We start from the raw sequence: 14,536 nt of genomic DNA on the forward strand, positions 1-14,536 counted from the left end.
GCGCTGAACAGTGGGCCCTGCTCGTCTTGCGATGATCGGCCGGTGACGTCCCCCCATATCGTTCCCGAGCAGCCGTCCCCTCAGCACACCCACTCCCACGCGCACGGCCCCGCCGCACCCGTGTCCAGGCACCTGCGCAAGGTGATCGCAGCCGTACTGATCCCGTTCGCGGCCGCGGTCGCCGTCGGGCTCGTGGTGCTCTGGCCCGGTGGTGCGCCGGCGCACGAACGGACCGGTGTCGGCTTCGACCGGCAGACCCAGCAGGCGAAGGTGGTGAACATCGACAAGGTCGACTGCAAGGACGTGAACGCGGCCCAGCTGCCGGTCGATGGCGAGACCCCGCCGGCGAAGGACCCGGCGGCCGGTGGCGGCGGGGCCGCACTCTGCGAGAAGGCCACGGTCGAGGTCACGAGCGGCAAGGACAAGGGGCGCACCTTCATCGAGGTGGTCCAGCCCGGCGCACCGCGACAGCTGCGGAAGGGACAGGACGTGGTGGTCGCGTACGCCCCCGACGCGCCCCATGACCTCCAGTACTCCGTGACGGATGTGAACCGGAAGTTCCCGATGGCGCTGCTGGCCGGGATCTTCGCCGTGGCGGTGGTCGTCGTGGGGAGACTGCGCGGGGTCATGGCGCTGGTGGCGCTCGCCCTGTCGTTCGCCGTGCTGACCCTGTTCATCCTCCCGGCCATCCTGCAGGGCTCGAATCCGCTGCTCGTGGCGGTGGTCGGGGCCAGCGCCATCATGCTGATCGCCCTCTACATCTGCCACGGGCTGACCGCCCGCACCTCGGTCGCCGTCGTCGGCACCCTGATCTCGCTCCTGCTGATCGGGCTGCTCGGCTCGCTCTTCATCGGCTGGGCCGGCCTGAGCGGGAACACCGATGACAGCACCGGCCTCATCCACGGCCTGTATCCGCACATCGACATGAGCGGTCTGCTTCTGGCCGGCGTCATCATCGGCTCCCTTGGGGTGCTCGACGATGTGACGGTCACCCAGACATCGGCCGTCTGGGAACTGCACCAGGCGGACCCGACGATGAGTGCGAAGCAGCTTTACCGGGCAGGTATCAGAATCGGAAGGGATCACATCGCCTCGGTGGTCAACACCCTGGTGCTCGCCTATGCGGGCGCGGCGCTGCCGTTGCTGCTGCTGTTCTCGATCGCCCAGAGCGGCGTGGGCACGGTGGCCAACAGCGAGCTGGTGGCGGAGGAGATCGTGCGGACGCTGGTCGGATCCATCGGGCTGGTCGCCTCGGTGCCGGTGACCACCGCGCTCGCGGCACTGGTCGTCTCCGCGGACCGTACGGGGGTCGGCGCGGAAGCCGGGGCTTCGGCACCCGTACGGAGTGGCAGAGGACGACGGCGACGGGCGAAGGCCTGACGGTCACACACGGAGAGTGATTCACCCGTTCGGCGGGTGTGGTGTTCGACCGGCACCCGGGACCCAAGAGGGCGGTTCCCCTCAGCCGGCGTTCTGCTCCTCGGCCAGAATTCGCCCCAATGCCTCTTCCAGATTGCCCTCGAAGTCACCCAGCGTGCACTCCTGGCCGAGCGGGACGAGCTTGTCCGTCCGGTCGAGAAACGCCACAAGGGGTGCCGTACCCGCCCTGAAGAGAGCGCGGTCCGCCCCCACCTGGAGCCGGATGTGGACGTCGCACAGTCCTTCGGGCTCGGTCGGCCCGATGTGTACGTCCCCGTCGCCACTGGGGCTATTGAGGCCATCGAGCAGCAGCTCGCGGCCAAAAGCCCAGGTGACCGGGGCATCGCCGGGGAGATGGAAGGTCATCCGGATCGCGTACGGATCGCACACTTCGTACCGGAGCTCCACCGGGATACGGAATGAGAGCTCCTCGGAGACGAGGAAGCTCATCATGACCTCAGCTTGAACCGACTCGCGCATCGTTCAACCCCGCAGTAGATGAATCTGGCCAGGAATGATCCCCCATGGCCCTATTGACGCCATCGTGGTGCACGCGATAGCAGATCACAAGGAGTGATTTTTCAGATACTGATAGAGAACACGAACGAACGCAAGAGGCTGGCCACTTCGCCACGTAGTCGTTCGACTGCGGGGAGCAACCGTTCTTCCTGGTCGAGAGGTACCGAAATGGCCATCGCCGCAGCCGTGAAACCGGCCGCGATCGGGATGGCCGCGCACACCGTCCCGAGGGCGTATTCCTGCCGCTCGATGACGGGTTCCGTCCGCTCCAGGGACCGCAGCCGTTCAAGAAGTGCGGAGCGGTCGCGTACGGAGTACCGGGTCAGCGGACGCACCGGGTGCCGGTCGAGGTGGTCCTCGCGGGCCTTCTCGTCCAGCTGGCTCAGCAGGCACTGGCCGATCGCGTGGGCGTGCCCGGTCTCCTGGAAGGCGGCCCATTCGTCCACCGCGGGTTTGGCCGGACTGTCGGCGACCGCGACGAGTTCGATCTCGCCTTCGCGGTAGACGGCGCAGTACACCGGGGCCCCGATGATGTCCCGCCAGCGGTCCAGGGACTGGGTCATCCGGCTGCGCCGGTTCTGCAGAGCGCCGTCGCCCACCAGCCGCTCGGCCGCCTCGCCGAAGAGGAAGACACCGTTCTCCCGGCGCAGATATCCCTCGTGGGTGAGGGTGCGCAGCAGGTGGTAGGCGGTGGGCAGCGGGAGCCCCGCCTCACGTGCGAGCTGCTTGGCCGGCGCCCCGTCGCGATGGGCGCCCACGGCCTCCAGCAGCCTCAGCGCCCGCTGTACCGATCCGATCAACGTCGGCACAGCGGTACTCGATGCCGTGGTCAACGGTCACCCCCAGGCATGGTGACGGGCGGTCAGCCCGCCTGTGGAGGCCGCCCCCACATGTCTGCCGCAGGTTCGGTTCCGGAGGCCGGATGCCCTGTCCACCACTGGTCAGGTGGTGACTGACGGTGCTCTCCCAGGCGGCGGCAGCGGATTTCCACTCTATCCGCAGCGTCCTGAAGGGTTGCGGTTTCGTCTTCCGCTTAGCTCACCTGGGCTAACCGTGCGACCGGTGGTGCGGCCACCGGTCGTCCGCCGGTCGCCTACCAGTCGCCGCGCGAGGACGAGGACGAGGACGAGGACGAGGACGAGGACGAGGACGACATGAACTTCCGCACGAGGAAGACGATGCCGCCGACCAGCACCACGATGATCAGGACCTTGAAGAGCAGCCAGACGACGAAGCCGACCACGCTGGCGATCAGACCGCCGAAGACGATGATCGCGATGACGGGCACCGCGATCCACTTCACCCACCAGGGCATTCCCGCGAATATCTCCCGCACGGCCATCTGTCCTACCTCGTCTCTGTGAGTTCCTGCCTCGATGCTAGAGGGGCAGGGGTGGCCGGCGGGGGCCTCGCATCCCTTGAACTCCCCTGATCGAACCCTTAGGGATCCCCCAGACAGGAACCCCCCAGAGACCTCTCCGTATCCCGGTCCTCTCAGCCCTCGGGCGGCGAGAAGACCACCATCACCCGCAGGTCCTCGGTGATGTGGTGGAACTTATGAGCCGTCCCGGCAGGCACATACACGACACTTCCTCTGCCGACCTGCGTGGTTTCCATGCCCACGGTGATCGACGCGCGCCCGCTGACGACCAGGTAGACCTCGTCCTGCTTGTGCGGCTGCTGCGGATCGAGCTCGCCGGCGTTCAGCGCGTACAGGCCGACAGACATGTTCCGTTCACGGACGAACTGCAGATACGCGCCGTCGTTGGCGGCCCGCTCCGCCTCCAGCTCGTCCAGTCTGAATGCCTTCATAGCCTGTCCGTCCCTTGCCTCTGCCCAGCCGGTGTCCGCCACCGATCAGTGTCTGCCACGATCAGACACATGAAGAATTTCGTAGTCAAGACGATCGCCAACGCGGGTGCGCTGGCAGTGGCCATCTGGCTGCTCCAGGACATCACGCTGACCGGCGGCAGCACCGGCCGCAAGGTCCTGACCCTGATCGTGGTCGCTCTGATCTTCGGCCTGGTCAACTTCTGTGTAAAGCCGATCCTGAAGCTGCTCACCCTGCCGCTCTTCCTCCTCACCCTGGGACTGTTCACCCTGGTGGTGAACGCGCTGATGCTGATGCTCACCTCCTGGCTGGCCGGCCAGTTCGATCTGAGCTTCCACGTCGACGGCTTCTGGACCGCCGTCCTCGGCGGCCTGATCATCTCGATCGTTTCCTGGGCGCTGAACGTAGTCCTGCCCGACGAGGACTGATCCGCGGGCACCTGGAACAGTGCAGGCAGTACCGGTGACGGACCGGGGAGAGAAGCGAGGACGCAGTATGAGCACCATGGGCGACGGAACCCGCGCGGTACGGGCCGGCCTGCCGGAACCGGAGCAGTACGAGCCGACTCTCCCCGGTCCGGTCTTCGCCGCGCACTTCCACCTCTCCGGCGAGCCGACCGGCCCGTACACCTACGGCCGCGACACCAACCCGACCTGGACCCATCTGGAACGGGCCATCGGTGAGCTGGAAGCGCCGGGGGAGAGTGTCGAGACCACGGTCTTCGCCTCCGGGATGGCGGCGGTCTCGGCCGTACTGCTGTCCCAGGCGCGCAGCGGTGACGTGATCGTGCTGCCCGACGACGGTTACCAGGCACTCCCGTTGGTACGGGCGCAGCTGGAGGCGTACGGGGTCGAGGTGCGGACCGCCCCGACCGGCGGCGATGCCCAGCTGGCCGCCCTGGAGGGCGCCAGGCTCCTGTGGCTCGAGACCCCGTCCAACCCCGGCCTCGACGTCTGTGACGTGCGGCGGCTCGTGGAGGCCGCGCACGCGGGCGGGACGCTGGTGGCCGTGGACAACACGCTCGCCACCCCGCTCGGCCAGCGCCCGCTGGAGCTGGGCGCGGACTTCTCGGTGGCCAGCGACACCAAGGGCATGACCGGACACGGCGACATCCTGCTCGGCCACGTGGCCTGCCTCGATCCCGAGCTGGCGGCCGGGGTGCGGCGCTGGCGCAAGGTGGCCGGCGCGATCCCCGGGCCGATGGAGGCCTGGCTCGCACACCGCTCGCTGGCCACCCTGGAACTGCGGATCGAGCGGCAGTGCGCGAACGCCCTCGCGCTGGCCGAGGCACTCACCGAGCGCCCGGAGGTGACCGGGCTGCGTTACCCCGGACTGCCCACCGACCCCTCGCACCCGACGGCCGTGCGGCAGATGCGGCGCTTCGGATCCGTGGTCTCGTTCGTGCTGGCCGACCGGGGGACCGCCGAGCGCTTCCTCTCGGCGCTCCGGCTGGCCGAGGACGCGACCAGCTTCGGCGGGGTGCGCTCCACCGCCGAGCGCCGGGCCCGCTGGGGCGGCGACGCGGTGCCGGAGGGCTTCATCCGCTTCTCGGTGGGCGCCGAGAACCCGGCGGACCTGCTGGCCGACGTGGAACGGGCGCTGGCCGAGGCGGTCGCCGGACACTGAGCGGCCGTACCGGCGGCAGCCGGTGCGGTACGGACGGCCCGAGCCTCCCCCCTCGTGGCTCGGGCCGTCCCGGCCCTCCGCGTTCCCACGCGAAGCACCGCCATGACAAGGCTAGTTGACTCTGAGTCAGTGTCCAATCACAGTAGCCGCAGCGGCCTATCGACATATTTATGGTTGTCGGGCCCGACACGTCGCAGCGGTGGAAGGGGACAGGACATGGACCTGGCCCTGCTGCGCACGTTCGTCACCGTGCACCGGGCCGGTTCGTTCACCCGGGCCGCCGCTCTCCTCGGCCTCTCCCAGCCCGCCGTGACCTCGCAGATACGCACACTGGAGCGCCAGCTGGGCCGCCCCCTCTTCCTGCGCCGGGCCCGCGGCGTGACCCCCACCACGATCGGGGACGAGCTCGCACACCGCGCCGCTCCCCATCTGGACGCGCTGGTGGAGATCGCCGAGACGGAACTGGACGAGAAGTCGGGCGTCCGGACACTTCATCTGGCGGGTCCGCCGGAGTTCACCTCGCTACGGGCGCTGCCCGCGCTCACCCCGCTGATCGCGCAGGGGCTCGCCCTGCGCAGCTCGTTCTCCGCTGACACCGACGAGACGCTGGAGGGGCTGGCCGCCGGACACCACGACCTGGCCATCGTGACGGCCCGCCCGCGCGGCGGGCTGCTCACCGCGACCCCGCTCTGCGACGAGGAGCACGTACTGATCGCCGCGCCCCGCTGGGCCGGACGGCTCGGCCCGGGAACCCTGCGACGAAACGGCCCGGTGGTCCTGGAACAGCTGCCGGTCGTGGAGGTGCACGAGAGCCTCCCGCTGGTCTCCCAGTACTGGGCCGCGGTCTTCGACACCCGGCCCGCAGCCGCCGGGGCCGTTATCGCACCGGATCTCCGGGCCGTCCTGGAATGCACGGCAGCGGGCGCCGGGCTGGCCGTCCTGCCCCGCTATCTCTGCGAGGGCGCGCTGGAACGGGGTGAGGTGGTGGCACTCCTCGACCCGCCGGTACCGCCGCTGCGCACCTACTTCCTCGCCGCACGGACCGGCACGCTCGCGCTGCCGCATCTCGCTCGCGCGCACGAGTGGCTGCTGCGCGCCGCGGCCGACTGGTGACCGCAGAACGGTCCGGCAGCCCTCAGGTGTTTCAGAAGGGGTCCAACGGGCCACTCTCTTGCCATGACCGAACGCCCCGTGGTCAAGCGCACCGCACGCGCCATCCTGCTCGACGGCGACGACCTCATCCTGATCAAGCGCACCAAGCCGGGGGTCGATCCCTACTGGGTCACGCCGGGCGGCGGGGTCGAACCCGAGGACGCGACCGTGGTCGACGCCCTGCACCGCGAGGTGGACGAGGAACTCGGCGCCAAGATCACCGATGTGGTCCCGTGTTTCGTCGACACCGTGGAACACATCGAGGGCAGCGGGGTGAAGGGCGTCAAGGTCCAGCACTTCTTCGTCTGCCGGCTCGACTCGATGGACCTCTCCCTGCGCCATGGACCCGAGATCGACGCCCCCTGCGGGGAGTACGACGTCGTCCGGGTGCCGTTCAGCCGGGTCGGCATCGCCGCCGTGCACCTCGTACCCCTGTCTCTGCGGCATTACCTGGACGGCAACATCGAGGGTGTCCGGGCGATGCACGCGACCGACCTGGGCTGATCGGTGCGGGCGGAGTCCCCGTGCGGCCGGCTACGCCGAGGCTGGTACGGACGGATACTCCCCTGGGCAGATGACCGGCCGGACCGCCCCCGGCACCGTGTTTCACGTGAAACCACTCAAGCGGCGCCCCCGCAGAAGCCTCCTTGTCGCACACGTCGCAATCTCCGTCAGCTGGCTCGGACTCACCGTCGGTCTGCTGACGCTGGCCATCTCCGCCTTCTCGACCGGGGACCCGGCCACCGCGCAGGCCGCCACCCGCGCCATGAAGATCTTCAGCGACTGGCTCGTCGTACCGGTCGCGCTGCTCTCCCTCATCAGCGGCCTGGTGCTGTCGCTCCGCACCCCGTGGGGGCTGGCGCTCCACCGCTGGGTCTGGACGAAGTTCTGGCTCACCCTGATCACGACAGCGCTGTCCGTCCTCTCCCTGCGCCCCGGCATCAACGAGGCGGCGGAGCTCGGCCAGGCCGGCATCAACCTGGTCGTCGCCCCGTCGGTGGCCACGGCGACCTACCTCTTCATCACGGCAATCTCCGTACTGAAGCCGTGGGGCCCGACCCGGCGGGGCCGGAGGCTGCGGATCTCGGCCAGTTCCGTTAAAGCGGTGGACGCGCGATCATCGCGTCGGACAGCCTGACCCTCATGCCCAGCTCACTGCCCCGCCCGCTCGCCGACCTACCCGTCCGGCGTCTCACCCGGGACGATCTGGTCCCCTGCGCCGATCTCAGCGAGGACCGCGGCTGGCCGCGTGATGAGCACCGCTGGGGGCTGCTCCTGACCGCGGGTACGGCTCTGGGCATCGACGATCCGGATGGCAAGGGCCTGATGGCCACCTGTGTGGTGACCTCCTACGGCCCCCGCATGGCCGCCATCGGCATGATGCTGGTCGCCGAGCGGTACGCCGGTCAGGGGGTCGCCCGGCACCTCATGCGCGAGACGATCGGGACGACCGGCGGCGCCCCGCTCAGCCTCTACGCGACGGCCTCGGGCCGGCCGCTCTACGAGAAGCTCGGATTCACCGCGGTGGGCAGCGCCCAGCGCGTGAGCGGGCATTTCCGGCCGACTGCCGGAACCGGCGGTCCGGACGCGACGGCTCGGCCGGGACGCACGGTCCGCCCTGCCTCGGCCGGCGATCTCCAGGCCATGCTCCGGCTGGACGGGGACGCCTTCGGGCTCGACCGGACACACCTCCTGACCCGCCTCCCCGCCTTCGCCGACCATCTGCGGGTGGCCGAGGACGGCGGTGAGCTGATCGGGTACGCCGCGCTCTGGCCGTGCGCGGACAGCCATGTCGTCGGTCCGCTGGTCGCGCGGGACACGGCCACCGCGAAACTGCTCGTGGCCTCGCTGGCCGGTGCGACCGACCGGCCGCTGCGTGCCGACATCGACGCCCGTCAGCAGGAGCTCCTGGACTGGCTCGGAGAACGCGGGCTTCAGCCCGGCTCCGAGACCACGGTGATGGTCCTCGGGGACCGGCAGCCGGGCGACTGGACCCAGTGCTTCGCACCGCTGAGCGTGGCGACCGGCTGACGGCAGTCCGCGGTCCGCCGAGAGCGGAGCGAAGCCCGCGCTGGGGTCAGCGCCGGGCCGCGGGCGCGGCGGCCGGCTCCGCGAGGTGAGCGGCGACGGAACGGCTCCGGGCGGCCGTGCGACGCTCCAGGGTGCTGGAGACGACGGCGAGGACCAGGGCGGAGGCGGCCAGGACCGCGCCGACCCAGTTGGGGGCGGTGTAGCCGAGACCGGCGGCGATGACGATGCCGCCGATCCACGACGACAGCGCGTTGCCGAGGTTGAAGGCGCCGATGTTCACGGCGGAGGCGAGGGTCGGAGCACCGGCCGCCTGGTCGAGCACCCTCTTCTGCAGCGGGGGCACGGTCGCGAAACCGAAGCCGCCGATCAGGACGAGGGTGACGGCTGCCGCGATCTTGTTGTGGGCGGTCAGGGTGAACAGCGCCAGGACCACGGTGAGAGCGCCCAGGGACACGTACAGCAGGGGCATCAGGTGGCGGTCGGCGAATCTGCCGCCGAGCAGGTTGCCTCCGACCATGCCGAGGCCGAACAGGACCAGCAGCCAGGTGACGGACGAGGCCGAGTAGCCGGCGATGTCGGTCATCATCGGCGTGATGTAGGTGATCGCGGCGAAGACACCGCCGAAGCCCAGCACCGTCATCGCCATGGCGAGGAGTACCTGCACGTTGCGGAAGGCGGCGAACTCGTGGCGCAGCCGGACTCCTTGGGGCCGGGGCTGCTCCGGAACGAGCTTGGCGACGCCGAGCAGGCCGATGACACCGAGGGCGGCGACGAGGAGGAACGTGGTGCGCCAGCCGGCGGTCTGTCCGATGTAGGTGCCCAGTGGTACGCCGACGACGTTGGCGACGGTGAGGCCCGTGAACATCATGGCGATGGCCCCGGCCCTCTTGTGCGGGGCGACCAGGTCGGCCGCCACGACCGATCCGATGCCGAAGAAGGCTCCGTGAGCGAGCGAGGCGATCACGCGGCCGGCGAGCATGACACCGAAGACGGGGGCGGTCGCGGAGACCACGTTGCCGATGACGAACAGCCCCATGAGGATCATCAGCATGCGTTTGCGGGTGATCCGGGTACCGAGCACGGACATCAGCGGGGCGCCGAGGACAACCCCCATCGCGTAGCCCGAGACGAGATAGCCGGCGGTCGGGATGGAGACCTGGAAGTCCGCGGCCACCTCGGGGAGCAGCCCCATGATCACGAACTCGGTGGTTCCGATACCGAACGCCCCGATGGCGAGGGCGAGGAGCGCGAGCGGCATGGGGTTCACCTTCCCTGGAGATTGCGTATGCGCCTTACAAGCGGTCACAATAATTGCAAGCGCTGATTAATTGCAAGCGCGGGCTATTGCGCGGGTCGCCTATCCTGTACGTAAGCAGCTCCAGCACGGAGGAGAGACACCCATGACAGCGACGGACCCGGCACTGACCGCCCTCTCCCAGGGCTGGTGCGCGCTCTCCCTGCTCCACGGGAAGATCGAGGCCCATATCGAGCGTGCCCTGCAGAGCCGGCACGACCTCAGCGTGCGCGAGTACTCACTGCTGGACGTGCTGAGCCGGCAGCACAACGGACCGGGCGGACATCTGCAGATGAAGCAGGTGGCCGACGCCGTCGTACTCAGCCAGAGCGCCACCACCCGCCTGGTCACCCGCCTTGAGGACCGCGGTCTGCTGACCCGGTACCTCTGCGACACCGACCGCAGGGGCATCTACACCGATGTCACCGAGACCGGCCTCACCCTGCTCTCCGAGGCCAGGCCGACCAATGACACCGCCCTGCGCGCCGCACTCGACGAGGCCGCCAAGGACCCCGAGCTGAGGCCGCTCGTGCGGGCGGTCGAGGAGCTCAAGCTCCCCGTGTAGGCCGATTGCCGCCGCACGGCCCGAGGCCACTGCGTAGGCTGCTGATCATGAGCGATCTGGACATACGTGCGGCAGGCATCGACGACCTCCCCGAGATCGTGGCCATGCTGGCCGACGATCCGCTGGGCGCCGAACGCGAGTCACCGGACGACCTCACGCCCTACCTGGCGGCCTTCCGGCGACTGGCCGGGGACCCGAACCAGCACCTGATGGTCGCCGTGCGCGCGGACCGGGTCGTCGGCACCCTCCAGCTGACGGTGATCCCCGGCCTCTCCCGGCGCGGCTCCACGCGCTCCGTCGTCGAGGGCGTCCGCGTCCACAAGGACGAACGCGGCAGCGGACTCGGCACCCTGCTGATGCGGTGGGCGGTGGACGAATCCCGGCGCCAGGAGTGCCGGCTGGTCCAGCTGACATCGGATGCGAGCCGGGGCGACGCGCACCGCTTCTACGAACGGCTCGGCTTCGTCGCCAGCCATGTGGGCTTCAAGCTCGCGCTCTGACCGCACCCGGCATCCGAGGGGCCGACGATGCACCGCATCAGCGACGGGCAACGCCGCATCAGGCTGGCCAGGCGCCATCTCCTGGCACCCGCCACGCGGACCGGTTCCCCGGTGGCCGTGGCCGACGCCCTCGTGGCCCTGCACGCCACCGACGCGGCCACCGTCTTCCTGTCCGTGTGCGCCCGGCTCCGCACGCCGGACGTCACCGCGGTGGAGCAGGCACTGTACGAGGACGTCTCGCTGGTCCGGCTCCTCTCCATGCGCAACACCCTCTTCGTCGTGCCGGAAGCGCTGGCCCCGCGGATCGAGGCGACGAACGCCCGGGCGGTCGCGGCCAAGGAACGCCGGACGTTCCTGAAGCACCTCGCGGAGGACGGCCAGGGCCTGGACGAGCGCTGGCTCGACGCCACGGAGCAGTCCACCCTGGCAGCCCTCACCGCCCGCGGGACAGCCACGGGCAGCGAACTGTCCGCCGCCGTACCGGCCCTGCGTACGAAGATCACGGTCTTCCCCGGCAAGAAGTACGAAGCGGTGCAGGGCGTGACGACCCGGGTCATCCGCATCATGGCCGCCGAAGGCCGGATCCGCCGGGACCGGCCCCGGGGATCCTGGACATCCAGCCAGTTCCGCTGGACGGCGGCCGAGCCGCGTCCGGTTCCGGCGACCGCCGAGGCGCAGGCGGAGCTGGCCCTGCACTGGCTCCGCTCCTACGGCCCCGCCTCCGAGGCCGACCTCAAGTGGTGGACGGGCTGGGGGCTCGGCCAGGTCCGCAAGGCGCTGGCAGCCGTCGGAGCCGAGGAGGTCCGGCTCGACAACGGCTCAACCGGGTGGGTCGCCCCCGGAGACACGGTGTCCGAACCGGCGCCGGAACCCTGGGCGGCGCTGCTGCCCGCGCTCGACCCGAGCGCGATGGGCTGGGCCGACCGCGGTTTCCACCTCCCCGCCGAACACCGGGCAGCCCTCTTCGACCACTCCGGCAACATCGGCCCCACGGTGTGGTGGGGCGGTCGCATCGTCGGAGGCTGGGCACAGCGCGCCGACGGCGAACCCGTGTGGCGGCTCCTGACCGACACCGGCCGGGATGCCGCCTCGGCCATCGAGGAAGAGGCATCCCGGCTGGCGGGCTGGGTGGGGGAAGCACGGATCACACCGCGCTTCCGCACCCCGCTGGAGCGGGAGTTGACTGCCTGAGCCGTCCCCCGCTGCCATGTTTCACGTGAAACGGGACGCTCAACTTTCCAGGCCACGCCACCCGTTCTCGTCCACGCCGCCCGGAACAGCCGCTGCGGGATCGTACGGTTCACGAGTGAAGACGAACGAGCCCAGGTCCAGATGGTTCACGCTGCCGTCGTCGTTCCGGACGATCCGCAGCGTCTCCCCCGCGTAATAGCCGTCCAGCCCGATCCAGGTGCCGTCCGGCCGGGCGGTGAAGCGGGCGCCGCGGCCGTCGCCGCGGAGGCCTCGGAGTTCCAGTCCGCGATCGGCTTTCAGGCGAAGGATGTTGGGACGCGTACCCCAGTACCAGGGGCCGGTCAGCGCGAGCAGCTCCCCGTCCACCTCGGGCAGCGGGCGCCAGGGCTCCGGGATACGCGGCTCCGCCTCCGCGACGATGTCCACGAGGTCAGCGGCCACCTCACCGATCGGCACCCCGGAGGTGGCGTTGGCGAACACCACCGCGGCCACGTCCTCCTCGGCGCAGAACCAGAGGGTGGCCAGGAATCCGGGGAGCGACCCGGTGTGCCCGACGAGCGTGCGGCCCTTGCTGTGGATCACCTGGAGCCCCAGACCGTAGTTCCCTTCCCAGTCCCCCTGCTCAGGGGGTGCGGACGGCACCTTCATCTCCGCCACGGAGGCGGCGCAGAGCACCCGGTCGTCTCCCTCGGCGAGGAAGGCGGCGAACCGGAGGAGATCCGCGGTGGTCGACCAGAGCTGGCCGGCCGGAGCCATCAGTCCGAGGTCCTCGGCCGGCTCGGGCAGCATGGCGTCCGCCCACGGATGGACGGCCCAGCCACCGGCATGCGGCGCCTCCGGCCCGGTACTCGTACGGTGCATGCCCAGCGGCTCCAGGAGCTCACGCTTCAGAACCTGCGCCCAGGACGCTCCGCGCACGGCCTCGATCAGCGCTCCGAGCACGGTGTACCCGGGGTTGGAGTAGTGATGACGGCGGCCGGGCGTATGCATCCGGGTCTGCTCACCGAGCACATCCGCGAGCTCGGGCCGCAGACTGCCCGGCGTCCGTTCCCACCACGGAGCGGGCGACTCCGCCCCGAGTCCCGCGCTGTGACCCAGCAGCTGATGAACGGTGACCTCACCCAGCCCCGTTCCGGGCAGATGCCTCTCCAGCGGATCGGCCAGATCCAGCAGCCCCTCGTCACGCAACCGCAGGACCAGCACCGCGGTGAACGTCTTGGTGAGGGATCCGATCCTGAACTGCGTGTCGTCATCCGGGGCATGGCCCTCGACACAGGTGCGGGCGCCGTTCCAGACGGTCTGCCCCTGCCGCCGGACAGCGGCGACAACCGAAGGTGAGCGCCCGTCGGACTGGGCGGTGGCGATGCGGTGCAGCAGGGCGCGCCGCGTAGCCGGAAGCAACTGTTCAGCAGGAGTGGTCATCGTCCACAACTACCGCCCCGGCCCGCGCCGGGGCCAGCTCATTTCCCGGGCACTGGAGGGGATCCGGCCCGGCCAGCCGTCAACAGTCTTTGAGCTCTTCGGCGAAAGGCATCCGGCGGTGTTCCGCCGAGGGTGAAGTACCACCCGTCCGGGGCCGGGGATCACTACAGTCCAGTCACATGACGACGGTTACCACGCGCACGGTCGAGTACCGGGCCGACGGACTGACGATGATCGGATACCTCGCGCTCCCGGCCGGCACCGACCGCGCGCCCGCGGTCCTGCTCGGGCCCGAGGGACTCGGCCTGACCGATATCGAGCGCCGCCGGGCCGACGCCCTGGCCGAGCTGGGTTACGTGGCGCTGGCCTTCGACATCAACGGCGGGCGCTGTTTCGAAGACCCCCAGCAGATGCTGGCGCATGTGACCCCGCTGCTCGCCTCCCACGACCGGTTGCGGGACATCGGGCACGCGGCGCTGGATGTGCTGCGCGCCGAACCACGGACCGATCCCGACCGGATCGCCGCCATCGGCTACGGCACCGGAGGCATCATCGCGCTGGAACTCGGACGCGACGGAGTCGACCTCCGCGCGATCGGGACGATCAACGGATTCAACACGGGCCGGCCGGGCGAGGCCGCGCGTATTCGCTGCCCGGTATGGGCCGCCGTCGGTTCGGAAGACCCCATCATGGCGCCCGCCCAACGCGAAGCGTTCGTCACCGAGATGCAGGCTGCGGGCGTCGACTGGCGCCTCGCCGTCTACGGCGGAGCCCAGCACGCCTTCCACCATCCGACGGTCGCCCACACCGTGCTGCCCGGCGTCGGCCACCATCCGCTTCACGCGCGGCGGGCCTGGCGTGACGTCCTCGACCTGCTCGCCGAATGCCTGCCGCTGGGGGAGCCGGCCACGGCGGCGGGACGGCCGGCGGCATGACGCGGCGGGCGGGGCGTCCGGCCCTCCGTACCGACCAGGAAAGGACCGCAC

Annotated in this window: 17 protein-coding genes; 11 read left to right on the forward strand and 6 right to left on the reverse strand. The window is 70.1% G+C overall.

Features of this window, described 5'->3' with window-relative positions; genetic code table 11:
* The first annotated feature begins 42 nt into the window (after positions 1 to 42).
* Complete coding sequence (locus ACIP89_RS08020; RefSeq protein WP_401926012.1) at positions 43 to 1,380, forward strand: YibE/F family protein; 1,338 nt, start codon at positions 43 to 45, stop codon at positions 1,378 to 1,380.
* Positions 1,381 to 1,461: 81 nt separating this feature from the next.
* Here ACIP89_RS08020 and ACIP89_RS08025 read toward each other — a convergent pair whose 3' ends face one another.
* From ACIP89_RS08025 to ACIP89_RS08040, 4 genes are all read right to left on the reverse strand, one after another.
* Complete coding sequence (locus ACIP89_RS08025) at positions 1,462 to 1,899, reverse strand: SsgA family sporulation/cell division regulator (protein ID WP_024489558.1); 438 nt, start codon at positions 1,897 to 1,899, stop codon at positions 1,462 to 1,464.
* 101 nt (positions 1,900 to 2,000) lie between these two features.
* Positions 2,001 to 2,771 carry an IclR family transcriptional regulator gene (locus ACIP89_RS08030; RefSeq protein ID WP_402113762.1) on the reverse strand — a complete coding sequence of 257 codons (771 nt, stop codon included), beginning with the start codon at positions 2,769 to 2,771 and terminating at the stop codon, positions 2,001 to 2,003.
* A gap of 260 nt (positions 2,772 to 3,031) precedes the next feature.
* The gene (locus tag ACIP89_RS08035; RefSeq protein WP_402113765.1) at positions 3,032 to 3,280 is read right to left on the reverse strand and encodes a DUF5326 family protein; all 249 of its coding nucleotides are present in this window, start codon (positions 3,278 to 3,280) and stop codon (positions 3,032 to 3,034) included.
* A gap of 152 nt (positions 3,281 to 3,432) precedes the next feature.
* Positions 3,433 to 3,750 (reverse strand): cupin domain-containing protein, encoded by a 318-nt coding sequence (locus ACIP89_RS08040; RefSeq protein WP_073736338.1) that lies wholly within the window; start codon positions 3,748 to 3,750, stop codon positions 3,433 to 3,435.
* A 69-nt stretch (positions 3,751 to 3,819) separates the two neighbouring features.
* On the opposite strand from ACIP89_RS08040, the gene ACIP89_RS08045 reads away from it, so the two are divergent.
* The 6 genes from ACIP89_RS08045 (at position 3,820) to ACIP89_RS08070 (ending at position 8,578) form a co-directional block, all read left to right on the forward strand.
* A complete protein-coding gene (locus ACIP89_RS08045) occupies positions 3,820 to 4,197 on the forward strand; it encodes a phage holin family protein (protein WP_024489554.1) in 378 nt (125 codons plus the stop codon).
* Positions 4,198 to 4,264: 67 nt separating this feature from the next.
* Positions 4,265 to 5,395: a cystathionine gamma-lyase gene (locus tag ACIP89_RS08050; RefSeq protein WP_401925086.1), complete on the forward strand. Its 1,131-nt coding sequence runs from the start codon at positions 4,265 to 4,267 to the stop codon at positions 5,393 to 5,395.
* Between the two features lie 216 nt (positions 5,396 to 5,611).
* A complete protein-coding gene (locus ACIP89_RS08055; RefSeq protein ID WP_402113768.1) occupies positions 5,612 to 6,508 on the forward strand; it encodes a LysR family transcriptional regulator in 897 nt (298 codons plus the stop codon).
* A gap of 63 nt (positions 6,509 to 6,571) precedes the next feature.
* Positions 6,572 to 7,051, forward strand: coding sequence for an NUDIX domain-containing protein (locus tag ACIP89_RS08060; protein WP_401925081.1), 480 nt, complete (start codon positions 6,572 to 6,574; stop codon positions 7,049 to 7,051).
* A gap of 106 nt (positions 7,052 to 7,157) precedes the next feature.
* The gene (locus ACIP89_RS08065) at positions 7,158 to 7,685 is read left to right on the forward strand and encodes a DUF2269 domain-containing protein (protein ID WP_402113771.1); all 528 of its coding nucleotides are present in this window, start codon (positions 7,158 to 7,160) and stop codon (positions 7,683 to 7,685) included.
* Positions 7,686 to 7,690: 5 nt separating this feature from the next.
* Positions 7,691 to 8,578 carry a GNAT family N-acetyltransferase gene (locus ACIP89_RS08070; RefSeq protein ID WP_402113774.1) on the forward strand — a complete coding sequence of 296 codons (888 nt, stop codon included), beginning with the start codon at positions 7,691 to 7,693 and terminating at the stop codon, positions 8,576 to 8,578.
* 46 nt (positions 8,579 to 8,624) lie between these two features.
* Here the strand turns inward: ACIP89_RS08070 and ACIP89_RS08075 are convergent, their stop codons facing one another.
* A complete protein-coding gene (locus ACIP89_RS08075; protein ID WP_402113776.1) occupies positions 8,625 to 9,836 on the reverse strand; it encodes an MFS transporter in 1,212 nt (403 codons plus the stop codon).
* 142 nt (positions 9,837 to 9,978) lie between these two features.
* Here ACIP89_RS08075 and ACIP89_RS08080 point away from each other — a divergent pair, with 142 nt between their 5' ends.
* The 3 genes from ACIP89_RS08080 to ACIP89_RS08090 are packed head-to-tail and all read left to right on the forward strand — an operon-like array spanning position 9,979 to position 12,128.
* Positions 9,979 to 10,437 carry a MarR family winged helix-turn-helix transcriptional regulator gene (locus ACIP89_RS08080; protein WP_401926024.1) on the forward strand — a complete coding sequence of 153 codons (459 nt, stop codon included), beginning with the start codon at positions 9,979 to 9,981 and terminating at the stop codon, positions 10,435 to 10,437.
* Positions 10,438 to 10,484: 47 nt separating this feature from the next.
* Positions 10,485 to 10,937, forward strand: coding sequence for a GNAT family N-acetyltransferase (locus ACIP89_RS08085; RefSeq protein WP_401926026.1), 453 nt, complete (start codon positions 10,485 to 10,487; stop codon positions 10,935 to 10,937).
* 27 nt (positions 10,938 to 10,964) lie between these two features.
* Complete coding sequence (locus tag ACIP89_RS08090; RefSeq protein ID WP_401925066.1) at positions 10,965 to 12,128, forward strand: winged helix DNA-binding domain-containing protein; 1,164 nt, start codon at positions 10,965 to 10,967, stop codon at positions 12,126 to 12,128.
* Positions 12,129 to 12,167: 39 nt separating this feature from the next.
* On the opposite strand, the gene ACIP89_RS08095 is transcribed toward ACIP89_RS08090, so the two are convergent.
* Positions 12,168 to 13,550 carry a serine hydrolase domain-containing protein gene (locus ACIP89_RS08095; protein WP_401925064.1) on the reverse strand — a complete coding sequence of 461 codons (1,383 nt, stop codon included), beginning with the start codon at positions 13,548 to 13,550 and terminating at the stop codon, positions 12,168 to 12,170.
* A 179-nt stretch (positions 13,551 to 13,729) separates the two neighbouring features.
* Here ACIP89_RS08095 and ACIP89_RS08100 point away from each other — a divergent pair, with 179 nt between their 5' ends.
* Positions 13,730 to 14,485: a dienelactone hydrolase family protein gene (locus ACIP89_RS08100; RefSeq protein WP_401926034.1), complete on the forward strand. Its 756-nt coding sequence runs from the start codon at positions 13,730 to 13,732 to the stop codon at positions 14,483 to 14,485.
* Positions 14,486 to 14,536 lie beyond the last annotated feature (51 nt).

The organism is Streptomyces sp. NPDC088730 (assembly GCF_044751215.1).
In the GTDB taxonomy this organism is placed as follows: Bacteria; Actinomycetota; Actinomycetes; order Streptomycetales; family Streptomycetaceae; genus Streptomyces.

Bases quoted from the DNA above. Each gene is read 5' to 3' on its own strand.
- ACIP89_RS08025 (WP_024489558.1), bottom strand. From the start codon at position 1,899: ATGCGCGAGTCGGTTCAAGCTGAGGTCATGATGAGCTTCCTCGTCTCC.
- ACIP89_RS08035 (WP_402113765.1), bottom strand. From the start codon at position 3,280: ATGGCCGTGCGGGAGATATTCGCGGGAATGCCCTGGTGGGTGAAGTGG.
- ACIP89_RS08040 (WP_073736338.1), bottom strand. From the start codon at position 3,750: ATGAAGGCATTCAGACTGGACGAGCTGGAGGCGGAGCGGGCCGCCAAC.
- ACIP89_RS08045 (WP_024489554.1), top strand. From the start codon at position 3,820: ATGAAGAATTTCGTAGTCAAGACGATCGCCAACGCGGGTGCGCTGGCA.
- ACIP89_RS08050 (WP_401925086.1), top strand. From the start codon at position 4,265: ATGAGCACCATGGGCGACGGAACCCGCGCGGTACGGGCCGGCCTGCCG.
- ACIP89_RS08055 (WP_402113768.1), top strand. From the start codon at position 5,612: ATGGACCTGGCCCTGCTGCGCACGTTCGTCACCGTGCACCGGGCCGGT.
- ACIP89_RS08060 (WP_401925081.1), top strand. From the start codon at position 6,572: ATGACCGAACGCCCCGTGGTCAAGCGCACCGCACGCGCCATCCTGCTC.
- ACIP89_RS08070 (WP_402113774.1), top strand. From the start codon at position 7,691: ATGCCCAGCTCACTGCCCCGCCCGCTCGCCGACCTACCCGTCCGGCGT.
- ACIP89_RS08075 (WP_402113776.1), bottom strand. From the start codon at position 9,836: ATGCCGCTCGCGCTCCTCGCCCTCGCCATCGGGGCGTTCGGTATCGGA.
- ACIP89_RS08080 (WP_401926024.1), top strand. From the start codon at position 9,979: ATGACAGCGACGGACCCGGCACTGACCGCCCTCTCCCAGGGCTGGTGC.
- ACIP89_RS08085 (WP_401926026.1), top strand. From the start codon at position 10,485: ATGAGCGATCTGGACATACGTGCGGCAGGCATCGACGACCTCCCCGAG.
- ACIP89_RS08090 (WP_401925066.1), top strand. From the start codon at position 10,965: ATGCACCGCATCAGCGACGGGCAACGCCGCATCAGGCTGGCCAGGCGC.
- ACIP89_RS08095 (WP_401925064.1), bottom strand. From the start codon at position 13,550: ATGACCACTCCTGCTGAACAGTTGCTTCCGGCTACGCGGCGCGCCCTG.
- ACIP89_RS08100 (WP_401926034.1), top strand. From the start codon at position 13,730: ATGACGACGGTTACCACGCGCACGGTCGAGTACCGGGCCGACGGACTG.